General features: G+C 62.3%; 13 protein-coding genes. 4 read left to right on the forward strand and 9 right to left on the reverse strand.

The window, feature by feature from the left end; genetic code table 11:
* Positions 1–220 precede the first annotated feature (220 nt).
* From R5N89_RS08865 to R5N89_RS08880, 4 genes are read left to right on the forward strand one after another with little or no spacing between them, the layout of a single operon-like run.
* Entirely contained in the window at positions 221–1,396 is a 1,176-nt protein-coding gene (locus tag R5N89_RS08865; RefSeq protein WP_110567450.1) for a serine hydrolase, read from the forward strand.
* A gap of 36 nt (positions 1,397–1,432) precedes the next feature.
* Positions 1,433–2,356 carry an N-acetylmuramic acid 6-phosphate etherase gene (locus R5N89_RS08870; RefSeq protein ID WP_110567448.1) on the forward strand — a complete coding sequence of 308 codons (924 nt, stop codon included), beginning with the start codon at positions 1,433–1,435 and terminating at the stop codon, positions 2,354–2,356.
* Positions 2,357–2,389: 33 nt separating this feature from the next.
* Positions 2,390–3,259, forward strand: a complete 870-nt coding sequence (locus tag R5N89_RS08875) for a GntR family transcriptional regulator (RefSeq protein ID WP_244192065.1) — start codon at positions 2,390–2,392, stop codon at positions 3,257–3,259.
* A complete protein-coding gene (locus R5N89_RS08880) occupies positions 3,256–4,380 on the forward strand; it encodes an anhydro-N-acetylmuramic acid kinase (protein WP_167400823.1) in 1,125 nt (374 codons plus the stop codon). Before R5N89_RS08875 ends, R5N89_RS08880 begins: the two co-directional genes overlap by 4 nt.
* A 178-nt stretch (positions 4,381–4,558) precedes the next feature.
* On the opposite strand, the gene R5N89_RS08885 is transcribed toward R5N89_RS08880, so the two are convergent.
* From R5N89_RS08885 to R5N89_RS08925, 9 genes are all read right to left on the reverse strand, one after another.
* Positions 4,559–6,016 carry an FAD-dependent monooxygenase gene (locus R5N89_RS08885; protein ID WP_110567680.1) on the reverse strand — a complete coding sequence of 486 codons (1,458 nt, stop codon included), beginning with the start codon at positions 6,014–6,016 and terminating at the stop codon, positions 4,559–4,561.
* A gap of 179 nt (positions 6,017–6,195) precedes the next feature.
* On the reverse strand, positions 6,196–7,986 hold the full coding sequence (locus R5N89_RS08890) for a dihydroxyacetone kinase family protein (protein WP_110567678.1): 1,791 nt from the start codon (positions 7,984–7,986) through the stop codon (positions 6,196–6,198).
* A 45-nt stretch (positions 7,987–8,031) separates the two neighbouring features.
* Positions 8,032–9,048 carry an ABC transporter permease gene (locus R5N89_RS08895; RefSeq protein WP_110567446.1) on the reverse strand — a complete coding sequence of 339 codons (1,017 nt, stop codon included), beginning with the start codon at positions 9,046–9,048 and terminating at the stop codon, positions 8,032–8,034.
* Positions 9,038–10,543, reverse strand: a complete 1,506-nt coding sequence (locus R5N89_RS08900) for a sugar ABC transporter ATP-binding protein (protein ID WP_110567444.1) — start codon at positions 10,541–10,543, stop codon at positions 9,038–9,040. Before R5N89_RS08900 ends, R5N89_RS08895 begins: the two co-directional genes overlap by 11 nt.
* Before the next feature lie 30 nt (positions 10,544–10,573).
* Positions 10,574–11,494, reverse strand: coding sequence for a substrate-binding domain-containing protein (locus R5N89_RS08905; RefSeq protein ID WP_110567442.1), 921 nt, complete (start codon positions 11,492–11,494; stop codon positions 10,574–10,576).
* Positions 11,495–11,546: 52 nt separating this feature from the next.
* Positions 11,547–12,029: an RpiB/LacA/LacB family sugar-phosphate isomerase gene (locus tag R5N89_RS08910; RefSeq protein WP_110567441.1), complete on the reverse strand. Its 483-nt coding sequence runs from the start codon at positions 12,027–12,029 to the stop codon at positions 11,547–11,549.
* A gap of 37 nt (positions 12,030–12,066) precedes the next feature.
* Positions 12,067–12,882 carry a DeoR/GlpR family DNA-binding transcription regulator gene (locus R5N89_RS08915; RefSeq protein WP_110567439.1) on the reverse strand — a complete coding sequence of 272 codons (816 nt, stop codon included), beginning with the start codon at positions 12,880–12,882 and terminating at the stop codon, positions 12,067–12,069.
* The gene (locus tag R5N89_RS08920) at positions 12,860–13,642 is read right to left on the reverse strand and encodes a triose-phosphate isomerase (RefSeq protein WP_110567437.1); all 783 of its coding nucleotides are present in this window, start codon (positions 13,640–13,642) and stop codon (positions 12,860–12,862) included. The genes R5N89_RS08915 and R5N89_RS08920 overlap by 23 nt, the downstream gene beginning before the upstream one ends.
* A gap of 194 nt (positions 13,643–13,836) precedes the next feature.
* Positions 13,837–14,835, reverse strand: coding sequence for a hypothetical protein (locus tag R5N89_RS08925; RefSeq protein WP_110567435.1), 999 nt, complete (start codon positions 14,833–14,835; stop codon positions 13,837–13,839).
* Positions 14,836–14,837: the final 2 nt, after the last annotated feature.

Genomic DNA, 14,837 nt, shown 5'->3' on the forward strand with positions numbered 1-14,837 from the left:
AAGAATCCGGAATCGAAACGTAATTTTGTATCACTTCAGCCAAAGACGGCAACACTGAATGTTTATTCATTTGATTTAAAAGATATTTTTAATTCCCTCCCCGCCGCGCATGCCTCCATACCGGTCTGAAACAAACCCGATCGTTGTCATTGCAGGGAAAGAATGGTATTGTTCCTGTATCAGGCATCTGACATGCCGTCTTTTAACGGACTCTTTGCATATGCATGTTTTACCGGCTGCCACACGGCTGAAGCGCCGTCATGTCCTGATGCTGGCAGGCGCCACAACGGTTACGGCATGCGCGCCCCATGCACGCAGCGCCAGCCCCGACATGCGCGACGTGGACCGCAGGCTGCGCCAGGCCGTGATCCGGGGCGAAGCGCCGGGAGTTGTCTGCGCCATCGGGCATGACCGGCAGATCGTGCATCGGGCCGCATATGGCAGGCGCGCCGTCACCCCCAGGGCCGAACCCATGACATGGGATACGGTATTCGACATGGCATCCCTGACCAAGCCGCTCATCACCGCGCCCTGCGTCATGCAGTTGTGGGAACAGGGACTGTTCGGGCTTGATGATCCTGTCTCGCGTTATCTGCCGCAATTCGCGGCGGCTGGTAAATCCACCATTACCATCCGGCACCTGCTGACCCATTATTCCGGCCTGCCGCCTGATCTGGACCTCGACCACCCATGGCAGGGGCGCGATGCCGCATTCCGCCTGACCATGGGTACTGCACCATCACAACCGCCAGGCAGCGGCTTCATCTATAGCGACATCAACTTCATCACGCTGGGTTTTCTGGTTGAAAAACTCTCGGGCATGACGCTCGATGCCTATGCCACGCGCTACATCCTTGCACCGCTGGGCATGCGCCAGTCACGTTTCCTTCCGCCTGAAACATGGCGGCCCCGCATTGCCCCCACCCAGCCGGATGAAAACGGTCATATGCTGCGCGGGCAGGTCAATGATCCCTCTTCCCGCCGCATGGGTGGGGTGGCCGGGCATGCGGGCCTGTTTTCCGATGCTGATGACATGTGCCTTTATGCACAGGCGCTGCTGGACCGCCGCGCGGGCAGGCCATCGGCCTTTCCGCTGCAACAGCAGACCGTCATGCTCATGACAACCGCGCAGCAGCCGGGCGGAAAATCCGATCTGCGGGGACTGGGATGGGATATTTCCACGCATTATTCCTCCGTCCGGGGGGACAGGTTCCCCCTCGGCTCCTTTGGGCATACCGGCTTTACCGGCACGTCGCTGTGGCTTGATCCCGGTAGTGACAGCTATGTCCTGATCCTGACCAGCCGCCTGCACCCTGCAGGCCGTGGCAATGTCGTGCGCCTGCGCCACGATGTGGCCACCGCGGCAGCCCTTGCCCTGTCTCCGCCGCAGGGCTGACCCCCTTCATATCCCCATCCCCGGAGTTTATGGCCCATGACCCCCGACCGCAGTGCGCCCGCGTTGCCCATCGCCACAGAAGGACAGGACCCACGTTATGCGGATGTGGATGTCTGGCCTGTTGCTTCTGTGCTGGATGCGCTGGTGGAATCACAGATGAGCGCCATTGCCGCCGTGCGGGCCGCGACGCCGGAGCTTGAACGCGCCATCAACGCGGCCCTGCCGCGCCTGCTGGCGGGGGGGCGGCTGTTCTATGTTGGCGCAGGCACATCGGGGCGGATCGGCATGCAGGATGGGGTGGAACTGCTCCCCACCTTCGGCTGGGCGCCCGAACGGCTCGTGCTGCTGCTGGCAGGTGGCAATGATGCCATCTATCAGGCGGCAGAAGGGGCCGAAGACCGGGAAGACGTGGCGCGGACAGACATCCTCGCCCACGATCCCGGCCCGGATGACGTGGTGCTGGGTATCGCCGCAAGCGGCTCCACCCCCTATACCTGCGCAGCAGTGGCGACCGCGCGCGCGGCGGGCAGCCTGACCATTGGCATCGCCTGCAATCGCGACAGCAGGCTCATGAATGTTGCGGATATGGGCATTGCCGTGGTGACAGGGCCGGAAGTCATTTCCGGGTCCACCCGGCTCAAGGCGGGCACGGCGCAGAAAGCAACCCTCAATCTGATTTCCACCACGCTCATGATCCGTATGGGCCATGCCTATCGTGGGCAGATGGTGGATATGCGGGTGGTCAACGCCAAGCTGCGCCAGCGGGCCTGCCGCATGGTCCGCAACCTGAGCGGCAGCACCGAGCAGCAGGCCCTGAGCGCGCTCGAGGCCACGCGGTTCAATGTCAAACGCGCTGTCATGATCTGTTCCGGCATTCCCGCCGACCGGATCGAACCGCTGCTTGCGGCGCATGATGGCAACCTGCGTTCGATCCTTGGGCAGGTGAATACGCCAGATTAGGCTGCCAGCAGGCGGCCTGCCCTGTCCACCGGCATGCTCCGTATGAAAGGGGCCGGGCTTGCGATGCACCACGATGCGCCGCTCAATATCACGGCGCAGGGCTGCTCGCCGCCATCAACCGGCAATATGGAACGCGCGAAGGGTAACATGACACCGGAACAGCTTTTTACGGCGCTAACCCCCAGCCCGCATGACAGGAAGCCCCTTTACCTGCAGGTGGGCGACCGCTTGCGTGACATCATTGCCAGCGGCGCGCTCAAGCGCGGGGATGCCATGCCCCCCGAGCGCGAACTGGCAGACCGGATCGGGGTATCACGCGTGACCATCCGCAAGGCATTTGAGGAACTGGTCGGCGCAGGCATCCTGAGCCAGAAGCCCGGGGCGGGCACTTTCGTATCGGGCCAGATCGAACAGCCTTTCTCCATTCTTCAGAGCTTTTCGGAAGATATGCGCGCGCGCGGGTATGAACCCGGCTCGATCTGGCTGGACAAGCATGTGACGCGCACAAGCCCTGATGAGGCCATGGCACTGGGCATCGCGCCCACGGCCCGTGTCATGCGCCTCAAACGGATCCGGACCGCCAATGGCCAGCCCATGGCGGTAGAGACAGCCGTCATTTCAGCACATTACCTGGATGACCCCGACAGCGTGGGCAACTCCTTTTACGCCGTGCTCAGGCAACGTGACCTGCTGCCGGTCAGGGCGCTGCAACGCATCCGTTCGCGCCTTGCTTTCGTGCATGAAGCCGAACTGCTGCATCTCGATACACCAAGCGCCATACTGGATATTGAAAGACGCTCCTTTCTGCCCGATGGCCGGGTGCTTGAGGTCACATTCTCATCCTATCGCGCCGACCTTTATGATTTCGTGGCGGAACTCAGGACTGCGGGAATACCGGAATGAATCGCATGCTCACTGTCATCGGCCTCATGAGCGGCACGTCGCTTGATGGGGTGGATGCTGCTGTCATCCGCACGGATGGCGAGCGGATCGAGGGATTTGGACCGGATCTGAGCCTGCCCTACCCGGCGGCACTGCGCCAGCGTGCCCGGAAAATTCTCGACAAGGCCGCCACCCTCTCCCCGGACAGCCCGGAACTGAAGGCCGTAGAGCATGAAATAACCCGGTACCATGTTGACGCAACGCGGCAGTTGCAGGCTCTTGTGCCTGAGGTCGATCTGATCGGTTTTCATGGCCAGACCATTCTCCATGCCCCTGACCACCATCACACATGGCAGATCGGAGATGCGCAGCTTCTGTCACGCGCAACGGGTCTGGCTGTAATCCATGATTTCCGCAGCGCGGACGTCGCAGCCGGTGGCGAAGGCGCGCCACTGGTGCCATGGTTTCACGCCGCCCTGTTGCATGGCGCGCCCAAACCGGTCGCGGTGCTCAATATCGGGGGGGTGGCGAACATCACCCTGATTGATGCGGACGGCACCATTCATGCCTGTGATACCGGGCCTGGCAATGCCCTGCTTGATGACTGGGCCCTGCGCCATACGGGCACGGCATGTGACGTGGATGGGAAACTGGCGGCGATGGGCACGGTCAACCAGACGATTGTGGAAGACCTGCTGGCTGATCCCTATTTTGCACGCCCTGCCCCGAAATCGCTGGACCGTCAGACATTCGCCGCGGCACTCGACCGGGTATCGGGCTGCACGCCAGCGGATGGGGCGGCAACGCTTGCCGCCTTTAGCGTTGAAGCCGTTCGTCGCACGCCCCTGCCCACGCGCCCGGCACACTGGTATGTTTGTGGTGGCGGGCGGCATAACCCTGTTCTCATGCACGCAATGCAGGCAGCGCTTGGGGCGCCGGTCGAGCCAGTGGACCGCCTTGGCTGGAACGGGGATGCGCTTGAGGCGCAATGTTTCGGTTTTCTGGCCGCACGCAGCGTGCGCGGCCTGCCGATCTCAGCGCCAACAATTACAGGCGGCCCGGATAACCTGTCAGGCGGCCGCCTGACCTGTGCTGGCCTTATGCCCGTACCCTCATGGATCCGTAAAACCGGGGCAGCGTAACCTCCTCGGTCAACGCAGCCCACGAGCAAAGGCGCCATCGCCTACGGATACGACAAGACCATACCAAAAAATCGACCGGCCTGCATGGAACAGGGTGAACGGGTACATCTGGCCCCTGCCCGGAAAAGCGGGATGCCTCCCCCGGACGGAATTCAATCTGATCCGACAGTGTCGTATTTCAGACTGCCACTGCGTTCAGGGCCGTGTCGATCACCGTCCAGTTCCCGCTTTTTGCGGCAGCCGCGACGTAACCATCGGGTCGCACCAGCCAGATACCGTTTTCATCGGGCGGCAGGCACATTTCGGGCCTCAGCAAGGATGCGTGACGCGCGATCATGGCCCGTGCCTCGGCGCTCTCCCTGGCAGCAAGTACAAAACGGGGTCTATCATTTGGCCCGGAACTCTGTCTTGCAACCAGTCGCTGCCCCGGCCCGGGGCCACGCAGTCCTCGGGCCGAACCCGTGTTGAGAGGGCTGTCAGGATAGTCGATCAGGATTCCGGAAAGCCGGTTGGCGATGGCACGACGCATTGGCGGAATGCGACAGGCCTGCCTTACAGTAAAATTGCGCACTCTCTGCGCCAGATGACTTCTGAGCAGGACAATCCTGGTCATACGGCTGGAATCCGACATTATCTGCAGCGCAACGCCGCTGCGTTCGATACTGTAGCTGTCCAGCAGGCGCGGCCCTGCTTCGTGCCGCTCGACAAGCGCCAGCTTCCAGGCAAGATTGAAGGCATCCTGCATGCCCATGTTCATGCCCTGGCCACCAGCAGGGCTATGGATATGGGCTGCATCGCCAGCCAGAAACACGCGGCCCCTGCGGTAGTCCCGGACCCTGCGTTCATTGACCCCGAAATCCGACAGCCACACCGGATCAGACAGGATGACCCCGCCCGGTCCCCGCCGGTCGACAATACCCTGCATTTCCCCAAGATCGGGCATATGCAATGGAACCGAACCCAGATCGGCGATAATACGGCAATGACCCCGCGCTATCGGAAAGACCATCACCGCGCCATCGGGGTGCCAGAAAATCGCCGGTTCGTCAGGCGGAATCGCAAGGCCCGCCACATGTACGTCAGCAATGACAAAACCCATGGGTAGCGTGTCTCCCTCGAATGCCATGCCGAGCCTGCCGCGCACAAAGGAATGCGCGCCATCACACCCGATGAGCCACGCGGCTTCCAGCGTCTCGACCCTGCCTCGCGCATGCCTGAGCGTGCATGAAACGCCCTCCTCACTGTCAACAAAGTCTGCCAGTTCGGTCTCGCGCTCGACAGTATGGCCAAAAGTTTTGAGATGTTCTTCCAGCAGCCGCTCGGTTTCCGATTGCGGAAGCATCAACAGGTAACTGAAGGCAGAGGCGATCGTCCCGAACGGTATCCGGGCAAGTGTCCTGTCGCCAGCGTGAAGACTGACAGCATCTGCACGTAGCCCGGTGGCCACAAACGCACCCGCACAGCCCGCTGCATCTAGCAGTTCCAGCGTTCGGGGCCAGATGGCCAGGGCACGGGACTCGGTGGTGCGGGTCGGAAGCCTGTCGATAATCCTGACAGACACACCATAACGGGCCAGTTCGGCGGCCATGATCAGGCCGACAGGCCCCGCACCGGTAACGAGAACGGGCTTTGACATGGTTTTTATCCGAACGACAAAGAACTGTCCGGCCTTACGGACCGATGCCTCCACGTTAATGCCAGACGCGTCCTGACTGTTCCTGTCTGCCAAGATGTCATGAAGCGGTCATCCTTCCCGCAGCGCTAACGATCTGCTTTCCTGCCCCGATGCAGGGATGCACCGGGGCAGGGAAAGGATCAGGACCGAAACGCGTCCAGCACCGGGTTTTCCTCGCTCATATGCCCCATGGGGAGCATCGATACCGGCACGGGTTCGATCAGGGGCATCCCTTCTCCCGCCACGCGCAGGCACAGCGCCAGTGACAGGGCTCCGGCATCCGGGTGGCCCAGACTGCGCGCGCCATGGGTGCGGGCACGGCCCATGCGCGGCAGCAGGTCACGCGTGGCGTCCGCCGCCTTCTGCGCGGCATCCGCCGCCGCCTGCCAGGCATCGGGCAGGGAATGCCCCTGGTCGCACTCACGTTCCAGCGTTTCGACAAAAGGAACCAGCGCATCCATGAGCGTCTTGTCGCCAACCCGCGCCCGGCCCAGTTGCATGATACGTTCCATGGCGTACCGGGCACCGTGAGCCAGTTGCGGCGCATCGGGAACCGATACATCATCCAGCGCCGTACTGAAGGCACGCAGGCCTTCACCCCACAATGCGCCTGACGTGCCGCCCGCGCGGTCGGCCCATGCATCTGCCGCCGCCGCCAGCACGGTCGCAGCCCCCGCGTGGGCCTGGGCCGCCTGCCGCGCCGCCTGACGGGCCGCAGCCGACCCACGCGCCATGCCCTGCCCATGGTCGCCATCGCCCGCCACGGCATCGATACGGCCCAGTTCGCCCTCTGCCGCAGCCAGCGCCTGCGCCAGCCGCGCCATGGTTTCCGCCACGCACAGACCACCACGCTGGCCAGCCGGGGTTGCGGCCTGCGCATGGACAACAGGGGGCTCTTCCTCCATCACGCCATCAGTTGCGCCGGGTTCACCCATAATGCCCGCATGGCGCAGCACGGCCGTCTCGACCGGCGCGCGCCAGTAGCGCTCCAGTTCCTCATCCAGCCATGTCATGGTCAGCGAACAGCCCGCCATGTCCAGACTGGTCACGTATTCCCCCACCAGCGGCGCGATAACACTCAGGCCCGCCTGCGCCAGCAGGGGCGCAAGCGCCTCCCACAGCACAAACAGTTCTTCATGCTTGGTGCTGCCCAGCCCGTTGAGCACGATCGCAACCCGCCGGGGCGCATCATCGGGCAACTCCTTCAGAATACGGTCAAACAGCACATGCGCCAGTTGCGCGGGCGGCGGAATGTCCTGTTCATCTATGCCTGGTTCACCATGCACGCCAAGGCCAAGCGCCATGCGGTTTTTGGGCACGTGGAACAGCAGGTCCGCCTCACCGGGCAGGGTGCAGCCTTCAAACGCCACGCCAAAGGTGCGGGTCTGGCTGTTGGCGCGCCGGCCCACGGCCTCGACCGCATCAAGGTCAAGCCCTGCCTCGGCTGCTGCGCCCACAATCCGGAACACCGTCATGTCACCCGCAATGCCGCGCCTGCGGGCCATGTCGCCCACGTCGGCGCTGGCCACGTCATCGGTCGTGGCCAGCAGGCGGGTGTCGATCCCTTCACGGCGCAGGCGTTCGGCTGCAATGCCGAAGTTCAGCACATCGCCTGCATAATTCCCGAAGCCCAGGATCACCCCCCCGCCGCGCTCGGCCCTGCGCGCCACGGAATAGATGGCCTGCGTGGAAGGCGAGGCAAAGATGTCCCCCGCCACCGCCGCATCGGCAAAGCCTGTGCCGACATAGCCGTTAAAGGCGGGGTAGTGGCCCGAACCACCCCCCACAACCACCGCCACCTTGCCCGCCCGGCCCGGTTTTGCCCGCACGACCCCACCGCGCACCATGCGCACGATGTCACGGTGGACAAGGCTGTAGCCATGCAGCGCGGACTGGGCGAATTCGGCAGCATTGCCGCAGATTCTGGTCATTTTCATATATCCTCAGCTAACGGGAAACGTCGCATCAGGGCGTGGTCATGCCTCACGGTGCAGGTAGCGACGCGCCAGGGAATCAAAGGAGATGGCCAGCACGACAATCCCGCCGCTGACCACCGACTGCCAGTAAGGCGAGATGCCAAACAGCACGATGATGTTCTCGATCATGCCGATGATGACGGCGCCCAGCACCGCCCCCACCGGGCTGCCCAGCCCGCCTGTAGTCGCGACACCGCCGATGACGGCGGCGGCAATGGGGGCCAGCACCCACGTATCACCAATGGAGGGCTGCGCCGTGCCCAGCCGCGCCACCATCAGGATGCCTGCAAGGGCGGACAGGAAGCCCGCCGTGGCGAAGGCGGCGATACGGATGGCATCCACCCGCAGGCCCAGCATGCGCGCGGCCTCGGGGTTGCTGCCAATGGCATAGACGTAGCGCCCGATGGGCGTGCGCACCATGACAAAGGCCACCACCCCCAGACAGGCCAGCAGCACGATGAAGGGCACCGGCACGCCATAAACCAGCCCCCGGCCTAGAAAGGAGATGTCACCGGGCACGCCGGTAATCGCCACCCCTTTGGTCGCCACCAGGATCGCGCCGCCATACACGCCCGCCATGCCGATGGTCAGCACCAGCGAATGCAGCCGCAACTGCGTGATCAGCACGCCATTGAGCATGCCGCACGCAGTGCCAAGCAGCAGGCACAGCACCAGTGACAGCCACGGGTTCAGCCCCGCCTGCACCATCAGCATACCGCCCGCAATACCGGCAAGGCCGCCAATCGCCCCCACCGACAGATCGAGTTCGCCAAGGATCATCAGGATCGACTGCCCGATCGTGACCAGCCCGATAAAGGCCAGCGCGCGGGCCATGATCATCATGTTGAAGCCGGTCAGGAAATGCGGCGACAGCAGGCATGACACGCCAAAGATCAGGACAAGGGCCGCAATGACGCCACCGAGCGGGTTGCGCATGCAGCGTGCGGCCAGCCTGCGCAGGGGGGGCAGGCGCGGCGGGGTGGGCGGCGTGGTGGGGAATGTGGTTTCAAGCGACATGACGAACCTCCGGCGCGCCGATAATCGCGCCCACAAGTGTATTGATGTCGGTCGTGGCCTGATCGAACGAACCGGTGATCCGTCCGGCATGCATGGTGATGATGCGGGTGGCGCAGCGTTGCAGCTCCGCCATTTCAGACGAGACGAGAATGATCCCCACCCCTTCTTCCGCCAGTTGCTGCATGATCCGGTAGATCTGGAACTTCGTGCCGATGTCGATGCCCTTTGTCGGTTCATCAAAGATCAGCACGCGCGGCCTGCGCGCCATGGCGCGGCCGATGATCGCCTTCTGCTGGTTGCCACCCGACAGGTACATGATCTTCTTTTCCGCCGATGACGTGCGCACATCGAAGCGCTCGATGGCATCGGCCACCACGCGCCGTTCCCGGCCCGATGAAATGACGCCACCGCCCACGATCTGGTCCATGACCGATACGGCAATGTTCTCGCGCACGCTCAGCAGCGGGAAAATGCCGTGGTGCCGCCTTTCCTCAGGCAGGTAGAGCATGCCCATAGCCACGGCCCGGTCTGGCCTGCCGCGCGGGATCTCATGCCCGTCCAGCACGCACCTTCCCGCTGTTGCGCGGTGGTAGCCAAACAGGGTCTGCATAAGTTCAGACCGCCCTGCCCCCACCAGCCCGGCAAAGCCGAGTATCTCGCCCCGGCGCAGGGTGAAGGACGCATCCGTAAAGCCGGGGCCGGACAGATGCGCCACATCGATGATGACATCCTCCGTGCCCGACGCGACGCCGGGCTGAAAGCGCTCATCAAGCTGCACGCTGTTGCCGGACATGAGGCGGATCAGTTCGCCTTCATCAAGCTCCGCCATGGAATGGGTGCCCACGCTGCGCCCGTTGCGCAGCACGGTTACCGTATCCCCCAGCGCGAAAATCTCCTCCATCCGATGCGAGACAAACACGATCGCGCATCCTTCATCGCGAAGCGTGCGCAGGATGGAAAACAGGTGTTCCGTCTCGCTCGATGTAAGCGAGGATGTGGGCTCATCAAGGATCAGCACCCGGAAATCCCCGGCACTGGCCGCGCGCGCGATCTGGAGCAACTGCTGGTCGGGCACGCTGATATGCCCCACCTTCTGCCCCGGCCGGGCATGCATGCCAAAGCGGGTCATGAGCTTCTGCGCTGCCGCTTCCATTGCCGTGCGTGATACGGTCATGCGCCCGAAACCGGATCTGGCGAAGGGCATGAACATGTTTTCCGCAACCGTCATGGTGGGGAACAGGCTGAGTTCCTGCGGCACATACGCCACGCGATCAAACAGGGCGTGATCGGCCAGCGCGTCATGGCCCTCTATGTCCACGCGCCCCGCATCCGGGGTGACAAGACCGGTGAGCACCTTGATGAGCGTGGATTTGCCTGCGCCATTTTCCCCCGCGAGGATATGGACCTTGCCCGCTTCCAGCATCAGGTCGATATGGTCCAGCGCCACAACGCCGGGATAGGTCTTGCGCAGGGATGAAACGTGGAGAACCGTCATGGTCGTTACTCCATCAATATCCGGGAAAGATCAGATGTTCTTTTTGGTCAGGACATCTATGCCGGTATCTATGTATTTGGGCGTTTTCTGGCCCAGCGCGCGCTGCCATGCGGCAATGACCGCCCAGTAGCCCTGCATTTCGGGCCGGCTGGAGGCGGATGAATCCGCCACCCCGTCACGGATGAGCGCGATCATGTCGTTCAGGTTGTCCAGCCCCACTTCCTTGACCTTGCCCGTGCGCCCGCTTTCGCGGATGGCCTGGCCAATGCCCACCGGGCCTGCTGCATCGCACGCCACCCACCCGGCAAGATCGGGATGGGCCTGCATGATGGCGGAAGCCTGTTTCTGCGCGGTTTCGATACTGTCATTATCAATACCGGTCGCGACCACCCTGATCTGCGGATATTTGGCAAACGTCGCCCGTTCGCATTCCGCGCGGCGGGTATGGTTGGGGGCGGTCGGCACGCCGATCATGATCGCAACCTCGCCCTTTTCCCCGATCAGTTCCGCAAGGCGCCGGGCTGCGATCGTGCCCTGTTCACAAAAATCGGCTCCGACCGCCGTGATGTCCATCCCTTCGGGCGGGAGGGAGTCAAACACCGTCATGGGCACCTTTTCATCCACGGCCTCGAGCATGGTCGCGTGGTTGCCCTTTTCATCCAGCAGGTCGAGGATCAGCCCGTCAGGGTGGGTTGCGATCGCGCGCTCGATAATATCGTTCTGTGAAGAGACATCTGCCGTTTCTGGCGCACGGTATTCAATTTCCACCTTGCGCCCCGTTGTCTTTCCCAGCAGGTCGGCCGCTGCCTGGGCGCCGGTATTCACCTTGTCAAACCACGGGTGAACGGTTTTGGGGATCAGCACAAAACGCAGCGGCGCGTGATCATCTGCCGCGCGTGCCGCCATTGGCGCAAGCACCAGTGCTGCGGCAAGAAGAAAAGCTGTTTTCATTGTTATTGTTCTTTCGCTTTACTGCTCATCCGGCTGCACTTGCAGCCAGCATTCAGCAGGTGGTAACGGCAGGCTCAGCGTGGGTATATTTCTCGCCCAGCGCATCAATACCTGCCACATTGCGGGCTGATGGGCCCTGCGGGTCAAAGGAACAGGCGAGCCACGCATTGACGATGCTCTTGGCAACCTCCGGCCCGATCACGCGCGCGCCCATGGTAATGATGTGGGCATTATTGGACAGGGCGGCCCGTTCAGCGGAATAGGTGTCATGGGTCAGGGCCGCGCGGATGCCGGGTATCTTGTTGGCCGAAATACACACCCCGATCCCGGTGCCGCAGCACAGGATGCCCCGGTCGAATTGCCCTGACATGATGGCCTGCCCCACCCTCTCGCTCAGGCTGGCATACAGTTCGCTGCCACCGCCGGGGGGGGCGGACATGTCCAGCACGTCGTGCCCGCCGCGCTCTTTCAGGTACTGCGCAAGCATTCCCGCCATGCCGTTACCGGCGCTATCGCCACCAATGGCTATACGCATCGTTTTTCTCCCATTTGAGTAATGGAGTATCTTTTTATTAAAGTTTTACCGCGTCACTGGCGCATAATCGCGCCACCTGCAGTGTAACGCCATGATCGAGCAGGCGGTCACGCGTTGCGTGATCAAGGCCGTCATCAGTTATCACCACATCGAATTCGGACAGGTCCGCCAGGCGGTTCAGCGCGTTACTGCCAAACTTCGTGCTGTCGGCCATCAGCACGCGCCTGTCCGCACTGCGCATGAGCGCGTGCTTGGCTTTGACGATATCCTGCTCCTGATGATAGGCGTTCACGCCATGCACGGCGGATACGGACATGAACAGGGTGCCCACCCGCAATGCCCCGATCGCCTGTTCGCACATCAGCCCGAAAAATGCGTCAAAGGTGGGGTGATACCGTCCGCCCAGCGCCATAAGGCTGATGGCGGGCATGGCCGCCAGAGTGGAGGCAATGCCAAGGCTGTTGGTGACCACCGTCAGGCCGCCCATCGTGGCCAGGTGATCCACCATGCAGCATGCCGTGGTCGAATCATCCAGCGCGATTACATCACCGGGCCCGATCATACCGGCCGCCAGCGCTGCCATGGCCTTCTTTTCACGCATGGCGCGACGCCTGCGATACAGCATGCTGCTTTCGGCAATGCCGTTGGGCAGGGTTGTTACCCCGCCATGCACCCGGCGCAGCAATCCCTGTGCCGAGAGCGCCTGCAGGTCACGATGGATGGTCATGCGGCTGGTTTCAAACCGCGTGACCAGTTCATCAATCTCCACATTGCCACGGTTCATGACATAATCGACCATGGCGCGCCTGCGGGTGGCAACCGTGCCGGTTTCAGCCAGATGCAACATGTTCATGTACCACACTCCCGATAATCTGCCTGAAATCAGCGACACTCCACGCCGCGCGCCCAATAAAGACGCCATCTACATTGGCAAGCCGTGCATAGCCCGATGCATTGGCGCGTGTAACGCTGCCGCCATACAGCAGCGGTACTTCATGCCCGATTTTCTCCCCCGCCATCTCCACCAGCACCGCGCGCAGGCGTGCATGGGCATGGGCGACAAACGTGGCATCGGCTGCCTGCCCCCCTGCCCCGATGGCCCAGACCGGTTCATACGCCACCAACACCTGTGCCAGACGGACGGGCGGTACACCGTGCAGCGCAATGCGCAACTGGCGGGCCAGCACCTCATGCGTTACACCAAACGCATGTTCCTGCGCCGTATCGCCAATACACACCAGCGGGCGCATACCGTGGCGCAGCACGGCATGGACCTTCAGGTTGACGGTCCAGTCCGTTTCACCAAAATGGTCGCGGCGTTCGGAATGGCCGATTTCCACCAGTGTCGCGCCACATTCGGCCAGCATGACGGGCGAGATTTCCCCTGTCCATGCCCCTTCATCCTCCCAATGGGTGTTCTGTGCCCCCACCTGCACGGATGTGCCCTCCAGTATGGCGCAGACATCCTTGAGCGATGTAAAGGCCGGGATAACAAAAGGCTGCACCCCCACGGGCGGATGGAAGGCAGCCAGTGCGCGCGCGGCCTCGATGGCGGCGGCTGGCCCCTTGTTCATTTTCCAGCTGGTGCCAATCCATAACGGTCTGGAATGCATCACGGGTCTCCATATCTGGCAGGATGCACATACATAACAGTTTACATGATATATATATCATAAGTGGCGTTATCGTTGCGCCGCGCCTGTCATGAGAATGTTCACGTTCTCATGATCTGCAAAAATATATGCAATAATACCCTATCGTTCCAAAATAAAATTCAGGAACACAAAGTATAGGGTGAATGTCGCAATCAGCCCATGATGCCCATGCTGATCGGGCCATCGAGCAGCATGTTTTCGGTAATGCAGCGGTCAGCACCGAGCGGGCGTTCGGCACGCCGCCCCTTGCGGGCCAGGGCATCATGATAGAAACAGGTTGCTTCATCTGGCGGAAGGTTGCCATCCGTGACATGGCGCATGGCCTGCACCAGCAGCATCGGGTCATCGGCATCAACAATCTTGCGCCCGAACAGGGCCGCCCGCGCGCCACAAGCCTGAGCCTGATGCAGCAGTTCAAGGCAGTCACGCGTCGTGCCGCTGCTGCCCCCCATGATCCCTACCACCATGCGCGGATCGAATGCGCACAGTTCGGTCAGCGCAGCCGCGCCATTGAAGGGAATTTTCAGGAACTGCGGCCGTTCCGCCTGCCGCAGGCCGGCAAGGGCGCGGATAATCATGTCATTGAGGAAGACACCCCGATCCGGTTGCGCAATCCGCCCTTCATTGGGGTTGAAGACTTCAAGGAAATAGGAAAAACCATGCGCCTGCGCATCCTCGCGAAAGCTGCGGAAACATTCCAGCGCATGGGCATCGTGTTCCGCATTGCCATTGAAGGTCATGGAATACAGGCCAAGCCGGGTCTGCGCACCGGCCAGTGACGCGCTGCGAAACGGCACGGAACGCTGGGTGACATAGGGGCTGCCCCGTCCGCGCCACAGGTCGGTGGTATCATTGGCACGGATGGCAGGCTGCACGCGGCTGTCGTTAAAAGCGCCTTCGCGCACCAGCGTTTCCAGGGTGGAGGCTGAGACCAGCATGATATCGACCACATCGAGTTCCAGCATGGCGCGGATATCATCCAGATATTCATCCCGGCAGCGATAGGGCGACAGCGCGCCCATGGCGCGGTTACGCCCCATGGCGCTGATGCCTGCCGCCATATCGGCATCCTTGGCATCGGCCAGGATAAAGTCGGCACGCGTGTCGATCCCGGCGGCCATGCGGGCGATCTTGGTTTCATAGCGGTTCATTG

The sequence above is a fragment of the Komagataeibacter sucrofermentans DSM 15973 genome, assembly GCF_040581405.1.
GTDB classification, from domain to species: Bacteria; Pseudomonadota; Alphaproteobacteria; order Acetobacterales; family Acetobacteraceae; genus Komagataeibacter; species Komagataeibacter sucrofermentans.

What these genes read in the sequence shown, in the direction of transcription:
- R5N89_RS08865 (WP_110567450.1), top strand. Translation starts at nt 221, where the DNA reads ATGCATGTTTTACCGGCTGCCACACGGCTGAAGCGCCGTCATGTCCTG.
- R5N89_RS08870 (WP_110567448.1), top strand. Translation starts at nt 1,433, where the DNA reads ATGACCCCCGACCGCAGTGCGCCCGCGTTGCCCATCGCCACAGAAGGA.
- R5N89_RS08875 (WP_244192065.1), top strand. Translation starts at nt 2,390, where the DNA reads ATGCTCCGTATGAAAGGGGCCGGGCTTGCGATGCACCACGATGCGCCG.
- R5N89_RS08880 (WP_167400823.1), top strand. Translation starts at nt 3,256, where the DNA reads ATGAATCGCATGCTCACTGTCATCGGCCTCATGAGCGGCACGTCGCTT.
- R5N89_RS08885 (WP_110567680.1), bottom strand. Translation starts at nt 6,016, where the DNA reads ATGTCAAAGCCCGTTCTCGTTACCGGTGCGGGGCCTGTCGGCCTGATC.
- R5N89_RS08890 (WP_110567678.1), bottom strand. Translation starts at nt 7,986, where the DNA reads ATGACCAGAATCTGCGGCAATGCTGCCGAATTCGCCCAGTCCGCGCTG.
- R5N89_RS08895 (WP_110567446.1), bottom strand. Translation starts at nt 9,048, where the DNA reads ATGTCGCTTGAAACCACATTCCCCACCACGCCGCCCACCCCGCCGCGC.
- R5N89_RS08900 (WP_110567444.1), bottom strand. Translation starts at nt 10,543, where the DNA reads ATGACGGTTCTCCACGTTTCATCCCTGCGCAAGACCTATCCCGGCGTT.
- R5N89_RS08905 (WP_110567442.1), bottom strand. Translation starts at nt 11,494, where the DNA reads ATGAAAACAGCTTTTCTTCTTGCCGCAGCACTGGTGCTTGCGCCAATG.
- R5N89_RS08910 (WP_110567441.1), bottom strand. Translation starts at nt 12,029, where the DNA reads ATGCGTATAGCCATTGGTGGCGATAGCGCCGGTAACGGCATGGCGGGA.
- R5N89_RS08915 (WP_110567439.1), bottom strand. Translation starts at nt 12,882, where the DNA reads ATGAACATGTTGCATCTGGCTGAAACCGGCACGGTTGCCACCCGCAGG.
- R5N89_RS08920 (WP_110567437.1), bottom strand. Translation starts at nt 13,642, where the DNA reads ATGCATTCCAGACCGTTATGGATTGGCACCAGCTGGAAAATGAACAAG.
- R5N89_RS08925 (WP_110567435.1), bottom strand. Translation starts at nt 14,835, where the DNA reads ATGAACCGCTATGAAACCAAGATCGCCCGCATGGCCGCCGGGATCGAC.